Annotated in this window: 5 protein-coding genes and 6 pseudogenes; 5 read left to right on the forward strand and 6 right to left on the reverse strand. The window is 36.5% G+C overall.

Annotation, left to right across the window (positions count from 1 at the left end; translation table 11 throughout):
• Nucleotides 1-139 (forward strand): annotated as a pseudogene (locus KFO35_RS13500) (IS6 family transposase); the annotation flags it as partial.
• A gap of 56 nt (nucleotides 140-195) precedes the next feature.
• Here the strand turns inward: KFO35_RS13500 and KFO35_RS13505 are convergent.
• Nucleotides 196-378 (reverse strand): annotated as a pseudogene (locus tag KFO35_RS13505) (type I restriction endonuclease subunit R); the annotation flags it as partial.
• 182 nt (nucleotides 379-560) lie between these two features.
• Between KFO35_RS13505 and KFO35_RS14495 the strand changes: the two are divergent.
• A pseudogene (locus tag KFO35_RS14495) lies at nucleotides 561-719 on the forward strand (hypothetical protein); the annotation flags it as partial.
• Nucleotides 720-793: 74 nt separating this feature from the next.
• Nucleotides 794-1,012 (forward strand): annotated as a pseudogene (locus KFO35_RS14500) (IS3 family transposase).
• Between the two features lie 117 nt (nucleotides 1,013-1,129).
• On the opposite strand, the gene KFO35_RS13515 reads toward KFO35_RS14500, so the two are convergent.
• A complete protein-coding gene (locus tag KFO35_RS13515; protein ID WP_025476815.1) occupies nucleotides 1,130-2,371 on the reverse strand; it encodes an L-lactate MFS transporter in 1,242 nt (413 codons plus the stop codon).
• A gap of 307 nt (nucleotides 2,372-2,678) precedes the next feature.
• Between KFO35_RS13515 and KFO35_RS13520 the strand changes: the two are divergent.
• Nucleotides 2,679-3,616, forward strand: a pseudogene (locus KFO35_RS13520) (IS30 family transposase).
• 261 nt (nucleotides 3,617-3,877) lie between these two features.
• Here the strand turns inward: KFO35_RS13520 and KFO35_RS13525 are convergent.
• Nucleotides 3,878-4,381, reverse strand: coding sequence for a type 1 glutamine amidotransferase domain-containing protein (locus KFO35_RS13525; RefSeq protein ID WP_002307475.1), 504 nt, complete (start codon nucleotides 4,379-4,381; stop codon nucleotides 3,878-3,880).
• Nucleotides 4,382-4,508: 127 nt separating this feature from the next.
• Here KFO35_RS13525 and KFO35_RS13530 point away from each other — a divergent pair.
• Nucleotides 4,509-4,678, forward strand: a pseudogene (locus KFO35_RS13530) (recombinase family protein); the annotation flags it as partial.
• A gap of 144 nt (nucleotides 4,679-4,822) precedes the next feature.
• On the opposite strand, the gene KFO35_RS13535 reads toward KFO35_RS13530, so the two are convergent.
• From KFO35_RS13535 to KFO35_RS13545, 3 genes are all read right to left on the reverse strand, one after another.
• A complete protein-coding gene (locus KFO35_RS13535) occupies nucleotides 4,823-7,090 on the reverse strand; it encodes an ATP-binding cassette domain-containing protein (RefSeq protein WP_002335316.1) in 2,268 nt (755 codons plus the stop codon).
• Between the two features lie 295 nt (nucleotides 7,091-7,385).
• Nucleotides 7,386-7,652 (reverse strand): hypothetical protein, encoded by a 267-nt coding sequence (locus KFO35_RS13540; protein ID WP_002307478.1) that lies wholly within the window; start codon nucleotides 7,650-7,652, stop codon nucleotides 7,386-7,388.
• Between the two features lie 9 nt (nucleotides 7,653-7,661).
• Complete coding sequence (locus KFO35_RS13545; protein ID WP_002298900.1) at nucleotides 7,662-7,826, reverse strand: leucocin A/sakacin P family class II bacteriocin; 165 nt, start codon at nucleotides 7,824-7,826, stop codon at nucleotides 7,662-7,664.
• Nucleotides 7,827-8,193 lie beyond the last annotated feature (367 nt).

An 8,193-nucleotide genomic window follows, 5' to 3' on the forward strand; every position in this document is an offset into this window, starting at 1 on the left:
AAGTTTACGCACTGCCTCTACCACGATTAAAGGCATGGAAGCCATTCGAGGATTATATAAGAAAACCCGAAAAGAAGGCACTCTCTTCGGGTTTTCGGTCTGTACTGAAATCAAGGTATTATTGGGAATCCCAGCTTAAATCATAGATGCCGTAAGGGATTTTATTCTTTATTTAAAACTTTGCAACAGAACCTTAAATTCGGTATCAGTTAAAGGGTGTCCCTGCAATTTAGCATAGTTATTGTTATTTAATTTATCACGAAAATTAGCCCATAATTGATTCGGCGTCGCACCATACAGGTCTTTTCGTTCCACCCATTGATTACTTCCGGTCGTTAAGGTTTTAACAACTTCTTTTTCAAATGACAGTTCCAACATAAAAACATTCCTTCTCCCACCTTTAAATTACTCACTAGTTTATTATACGCGAAACGATTGGCAAATAGGTTTCATAATTTGTTAATAGGGTAGATTGTAAAAGTGGCCGTAACGTTCTACATCAGCATTTTAATGAAACCGTACCTTTCAAAGTATTACATACCGATGTTACACAAGTATGCTTGGCCGATACTAAGTGGGCTTACGTTTCAGCTATTACTGACGAAGCAAGCAAGGAAGTTTTAGCATTTCAAGTAAGTAATAGTCCTAACAGTAAACTAATTATGGATACACTCGATGAACTCACAGAAAATATTCCGGAAGGAATAAAACCAATAATTCATTCAGATCAAGGTTGGCATTATCAATTGAATTACTATACTGATAAACTCTCTGAAAAAAATTTATACAAAGCATGTCTCGTAAGGGAAACTGTCTTGATAATGCGCCAATTGAAAGCTTCTTTCATCTTCTTAAAACAGAATGTCTTAATGGATTTCCACAGTGTAAAGATATTGGAGAATTCAAGGAAATCACAAAGAATTACGTCGATTGATTTAACAATCGACGAATATCACAGAAAACAAAAGGCATGACTCCCTGCGAATACAGGGAACATGCCTTAGCAGTTTAAAAATATTCAATTTTGTCTAACTTTTGTGTTGCACTTTACGGCTCATGCTGTTTTAGACTCTTTTTTATGCAATTTTGTCTTAGTTTTTAATAATTTAATGCGCTTTAAAGTAGTTTTTTATGATTTGCTTTTTATTAATTTGCTGGCTTTAATGAAATCTCGTTGTATCCAGAATGAGATTAGCAGTGCCAATAGATCAATCAAAATAAAGGCAGCTAATGTCAAAGTATAATTGTGGAACAGTTGATGTGTTAATGATAATAGTAATGGTCCAACAACTCCGGCAGCAGCCCATGCTGTCAGTACATATCCATGAATAGCTCCTAATTCTTTAGTACCAAAGACATCACCTAAGTAGGCTGGGATGACAGAAAAGCCTGCTCCATAACAAGACATCAACAAGCACAATGCAATGACAAATAGGAGCGGTAATTTGAAGATGAGCATGGCTGAAAGCATTACAATATCGAGAATAAAAATGGCACTAAAAGTAGCAGGGCGCCCGATATAATCAGACAAAGTTGCCCATATCAAACGTCCAAAGCCATTGAAAAGGCCTATGATTCCAACCATAATTGCGGCTGTTTGGACAGACATGCCGGTCATACTTTGAGCCATGGGGGATGCAGCTGAGACAAGGCCGATCCCGCATGTAATATTGATAAAGAACATTATCCAAAGAAAAGTGAAGGATTTAGTTTTGAGGGCTTGGTTAGCTGTTAGCTCCGGTCCTCGGGTTAGACGTGTTCCCTTTTTTTGAGAAATGCTATTTTCAGTAGTGCTTGATAGTGCCAGATTTGGACGAACAATAAACTGTGCAGCGAGCAGCATAATAACAAAATAAAATGTTCCTAAGAGATAGAATGTTTGTTCAAGACCAACACTAGCCATTAGCTGTTGAGCAACAGGACCAGTCAGCATTGCTGCAAAACCAAATCCCATAATAGCTAACCCCGTTGCTAAACCGCGTTTGTCTGGAAACCATTTAATAATTGTTGATACAGGGGTAACGTATCCTGCTCCCAGTCCTAAGCCGCCTATGACACCATATGAGAGATATAATAGCCAAATTGAATTTTGATGGATAGCCCAACCAGTCATAATGGTTCCAGTTCCGTAAAGAAAGCTAGCAATAGTTCCCGTTAGTCTAGGGCCTATTTTTTCAACGACTTTGCCCATAAAGGCGGCTGACATTCCCAAGAAGAAAATAGCGATACTAAATGCAAGAGCGACTGAGGATTCTGCCCAACCATTTTGTTTTGCAATTGGATTAGTAAAAACACTCCAAGCATAAACGGAACCAATCATTAAATGAAACATGACACCTGCAAACGCAACAACATAGCGATTTGTTTTCAACACCAATTCCTCCATTTTTGGTAGTATACGAACAATTTAAACGTTGTTCACAACCATTGTTGGCATATAATAATAATATCACATTTATTATCACGTTTAAACAATTAAATTTTAGTATAAGACGAATTTTAACGTTGGCTAATGAAAAGTACATTTAAGTTAGCTATAGTACTGGGAAAAAACAAATTACGGTTGCTGTTTTTGAACAAATAAAAAAGCACAGGGAACCTAAAGTGCTCCATAATTGTTAGACAAGAAATCTAACAGTTATGGAGCACTTTAAACCCATCTTTTAGGAGCTGATCTTTTGTCTAGTATAACCTATTCCGAACGAATTAAAATCGAAACCTTTTGTGAACTAGGGCTGTCCAATATCCAAATGGGCGTTCGGCTGAACCGATCACCGTCAACAATTTCTTATGAATTATCTCGATGTCAACCATATCAGGCTGAATTAGCACAAACAGATGCCGAATACAAGCGATCACGATGTGGTCGGAAAACTAAGCTGAGCGATGAGTTAAAGCAAAAAATTCTCAACCATTTACGTCTAAGCTGGTCACCAGGAATGATTGCTCACGAATTTAAACTAGCGACTAAATCAATTTATAATTGGTTAAATCAAGGGAAAATTGAGTTTTCTTTAAATGATTTGCCTGAACATGGCGTGCGCCAACGGCGTAACCTTGACCACCGTTCTAAATATAATCAATCATCAGGACGGTCAGACGGTCAATTGAACAGCGACCCATCGTGGTTAATCGACGTAATCGCATCGGTGATTTTGAATTAGATACAATTGTTGGCCCCCGTGGGCATAGTAAGGCAGTTTTATTAACCTTAATCGATCGCAAATTACGTTTCCTTTGGGCCTACCGATTAAAAAACCGGACAGCAGTAACTGTTAATGAAGCCCTAAATAAGTTTCTAGCAACTTTTAATGGCCCGGTGCATAGTTTTACGGTGGACCGTGGCACTGAGTTTAGCGGTCTAGTATCACTTGAAGCACAATACGGTATTAAGACCTATTACTGCCATGCTTATACGCCAGCTGAGCGCGGCAGTAATGAACGCTTTAATCGGAATTTACGCTATTTTTATCCTAAGGGGACTTATTTTGAGCACATTAGTGCTCAAGATTTAACGACGATGTTACTCCAAATTAACCAGCGACCGCTTAAAATACTCGACTGGCAAACACCGTATCAGGTTATGCTGACAAATTTGTCCAAAAATTCGGATTAAATTTGCAATCTACCTTATGAATAAAATAAAAGGCTAGTCACTAACCAAAAATTGGTCAGTAACTAGGCTTTTATTAATTAGTATATTTTAGAAATATAAGTTCAGTTTAATTGCGCAATGAGGGTTTAAAAACGTCTATATAAAAATCCCCCGTGTTACTAACACGAGGAATAAGTTACTTTAACGGTAACTGTTTAAAAATTTATTTTAAAAGAGGTAAACTCATCAAGCTATAGGTTTGAATGCTTATCAATATCAACATTATAAAGCTGATAGGAAGGCATCATTAAATGCTGGGATATCCTTTGGTTCGCGACTGGTAATTAGATTACCATCGATCACAACAGCTTTGTCTTCAATGCGTGCACCGGCATAATACAAATCAGTTTGTACAGTTAAATATGCTGTCATTGTACGACCTAGCACTAACCCGGTTTGAATCATTAATTGTGGACCGTGGCAAATACTTGCTGTTAACTTATTAGTTGCCAAAAAGAACTTGGTAAATTCGACAAACCGTTGGTCTGCACGTAATTGATCTGGTGAAAATCCTCCTGGAATGAACAATGCATCAAAGTCTTGAGGACTCACTTCATCAATGGATTTATCAATGTTAATCTGAGTACCATGCTTACCTTCAACAGTGCCTTTTTCAAAGCCGATCGTTGTCACTTTGTGTCCTGCAGACTTAAGAGCCTCTACAGGTTTAGTATATTCAACGTCTTCGACTAGATTAGTCACCAAAACTGCAACTGATTTTGCCATAATAAAATTCCTCCTTAATTTATAGTATATAATATATACCTATAAATAATATACCACAAATAATATACCACAATAAGGCACTTTTTTGTGCCTATCATAATCTTTAGAAAAATTTGGTGCCGAGAAGATTTTTGTTGAAAAAGATCGGGCGCCACAATTGAGCAACGCCTAGTTTTTCAAGAAGCATTAAATTTTGTTCGAGAAGAAGATACGTTCATGGTAGAAGCAATTGATCGTTTGGGAAGAAATTATGATGAGGTTATTCAGACTGTAAATTATCTAAAGCAAAAAAATGTAAACAGGGGACAAAAATAAAGAAGGTTCGTAAACATAAATGAAGTCTTAAGTTATGAAACTAATTGCGTAGGAAAAGGTTATTATTAGTTATAAATATTAAAGGGATCGTGTTGCACTTTAAATGAGGTGATCTTTTTGAATCTTTTAAGAAATTATAGCTGCTAATGCAGCACCAGTCCGAGAGTTTTTATCGTTTAGGCTATCTTTTGGATGACCTTCAAAACAAACTTGACCGCCGAATTTACCAGCATCGGGTCCCATATCGACTAACCAATCGGCTCGTGAAATTAATTTCAGATTATGTTCAATCAGAATTAATGTATTGCCCTTATCAACCAATCCTTCAAATAAATCGATCAATTGTTGAGTATCCTGTAAGTGCAATCCGGTTGTTGGTTCATCTAAGAAATAGATTCGGCCGGTATGATTCAATTCCATTGCTAACTTAACACGTTGCACTTCCCCACCAGATAAAGTGGTCATCGACTGGCTAAGATTCAAATAACCAAGTCCAACTTGGTGGAGTAGACTAACCTTTTTGTAGATATCTGGCACATCTTTGAAAAACTCTAAAGTGTCGTTGATAGAAAGATTTAGAACCTCAGAAATATCTTTGCCATGATAAGTGTATTGTAGTGCTTCTTGGCTATAACGTTTCCCATGACACAACTCACATTCTTGAACGATTGGATCCATGAATGCCATCTCGGTGATCATCACACCTTTACCTTTGCAACGGGGACAAGCACCTTTACCGTTATAACTAAATAGTTGTGTTGAAACGCCATTGTTGGCTTTACTGAAAAGCTTTCGTAGAGGATTTAAAATGTTCAAGTAAGTTGCAGGTGTAGAACGAATATTCAAACCTACAGAATCCTGACTCAAATCAATATAGTCTTGATCAGAAACTTGTTGTTTGAAAGCTTGGACTAAAGTACTTTTTCCAGAACCTGCTGGTCCAGATATCACGGTCATTACACCTTGAGGGATTCTGGTAGATACGTCTTTTAAATTATGAGAAGTTACATGATTAACATTTAGCCAAGATTGAGGTTCACGAGGCTTTGGGAAAGTGATTTTTTCTCGTAACATTTTACCCGTAATCGTATCTGACCGTAATAGTTCGTCGTAGGTACCAGTGAAAGTTACTTGACCACCATTTTTGCCGGCTTGTGGTCCCATTTCCACGACATAATCTGCTGTCGAAATAATGGCAGGGTTGTGATCAACTAGGATAATGGTATTGCCATGTTCCTTGAGCTTTTTTAAGGATTGGGTAATTAATTTAATATCGTGAGGATGGAGTCCTACACTTGGTTCATCGAGTACGTAAACTAAATCGGATAGGGAACTCGTCAAATATTTGGCAATTTTAATTCGTTGAGCTTCTCCACCAGATAGAGTATCAGTTCCACGGCCAAGAGAAAGATAACCTAAACCGATGTCGACCAAAGCTTGAATTTTACTATATAGTTCACGCACCATTGTTTTAGCCTTGGGGTCCGAGATATTATCCAAAAATTTTAGGACACTTACTAAATCCATATCGCTGACTTCTGCAATATTTTTGCCAGCAATTTTAACAGTTAGAGCCTTTTTGTTCAGACGTGTTCCATGACATACTGGGCAAGGTTTTCGAGTGACAATCTTTGATAAGGCAGCTTCATGATGACGACCTGAGGCACTATGAATAACAGAGCGAAGCATACGTGGAACTAGTCCTTCGTATAATGCCGTACGGCCCCAATTTGCCGGTGGATTTTTTAATTTTTGTTGCGGAGCGTGCATGAATAAATCATATTCTTCATCGGTGTAGTCTTTAATTTTTTTGTCTAAATCAAATAATCCACTGTTGCCATATTCCTTCCAACGCCAAGTTCCCGGTTGAAAACCGGGAAAAGTCATTGCACCTTCATTGAGTGATTTATTAGGATCAATTAATTGACGTTCATCTATGTCGTCAACAAAGCCTAATCCCTGACATTTTGGACACATTCCCTGAGGTAGGTTAAAGGAAAACCATTCAGAATACCCAACCCAAGGCTGTCCAATTCGAGAAAACATCAAACGTAAGACGGAATAGATGCCGGTGTAGGTTGCCAGAGTAGATCGAGAATTACGACCAATAGGCTTCTGTTCAACCACAATTGCCACTGGTAAGTTGTCGATTCGGTTCACTTCAGGTTGACCGTATTTAGGCAAATATTGTTGGGTGAAACTAGGAAAAGTTTCATTCAATTCACGTCGGGAAACAGCGACTAATGTATCAAAAACTAAAGAGGACTTACCAGACCCAGAAAGACCAGCAAATACAGTCGTTTTATGCTTAGGAATATCTAAACTGACATCCTTTAAGTTATTTTCTTGAGCTCCATGGATAGAGATAGTCCCATCTGCAAATAAATCAGTCATAAAAACCTCCAACAGTAAATTTATAATTCCATTATATATTGAAATCTCGTTTAACAAAAATACTAGGCCCTAATTTAAAAAGCCATTGATAATGGATCAAAAATGGCCACTAGGGTATACCCTGTTGGACCTAAAATGTTATTCTATATGGACATAAATGAATAACTGATAAAGAAATAATAAACTTAGCAAAAAATAAAGATATTACAAAAATAAATAATTGAACCTATATAGTAAGAGTACCTAAACTCAATTAGATACTCTTACAAAAAAATATAATGGCACTTATTACAACTCAAAGTCCCGACCATGCTTTGGGAGTTTTTACTTCAGCAAGTAACTCCAATAAAACTTTTGGTGTGGAAAAGCCGTTTCTAATAGTGAACCCACTAATTGCAGGTTGAAATTCTTTCTTATAATCATAATAAAATTCACCTTTAGCAGCACTATCTTTTACTTTTTCTAAAATTTCACATAGATTTTTATCTTTTTTAATTTCTGGGGTGGCTAATGCAGTTTCAGTTAATTCTAGAATTTTGTTGAAAAATTTATTATTTTTCATAATAGGATATTAATGTCCCATACCTGCCAAGCCAGAAGCCCAGCCACTAATAACAATTCCTGCAATATTTTCTTTAGCTTCTCCCCAGTTAACCCAGCACTTACTATTATTACAATAAATACCATTATCATATGAACGCGTAGCTGCATCAACTTTTGTACCAAAATTCGTCACAACTAATCCAAACTTTCCAATAAGAGTTAAACTAAATAATTTTTTTCTAATAAATCAATACCTCCTTTTTTCTAAAATAATTATAAATAATTTTCAGAAAAATTTGATAATTATATCATAAAAAGTTTTTTTGAAAGCATAATTGCAATAAAAAATCATTATTAAAACTAATCCCATTTTTATTCTAATCCAAAACACTAAAATACAAGAAAAAACCCGTGGTGCTAGTTAATTTTTTCCTAGAGGAAAATGTCTAAACATGTTGGTAAATCAACAAAAAAACGCATATAGTAGTCTCAAAACTCCCAAGAAATGAGGACTACATATGCGTTCATCAAAATATACTGAACATTATACAGATACTTTT

The sequence above is a fragment of the Enterococcus lactis genome (assembly GCF_015751045.1).
Taxonomy (GTDB): Bacteria; Bacillota; Bacilli; order Lactobacillales; family Enterococcaceae; genus Enterococcus_B; species Enterococcus_B lactis.

What these genes read in the sequence shown, in the direction of transcription:
- KFO35_RS13525 (WP_002307475.1), bottom strand. Translation starts at nt 4,381, where the DNA reads ATGGCAAAATCAGTTGCAGTTTTGGTGACTAATCTAGTCGAAGACGTT.
- KFO35_RS13540 (WP_002307478.1), bottom strand. Translation starts at nt 7,652, where the DNA reads ATGAAAAATAATAAATTTTTCAACAAAATTCTAGAATTAACTGAAACT.
- KFO35_RS13535 (WP_002335316.1), bottom strand. Translation starts at nt 7,090, where the DNA reads ATGACTGATTTATTTGCAGATGGGACTATCTCTATCCATGGAGCTCAA.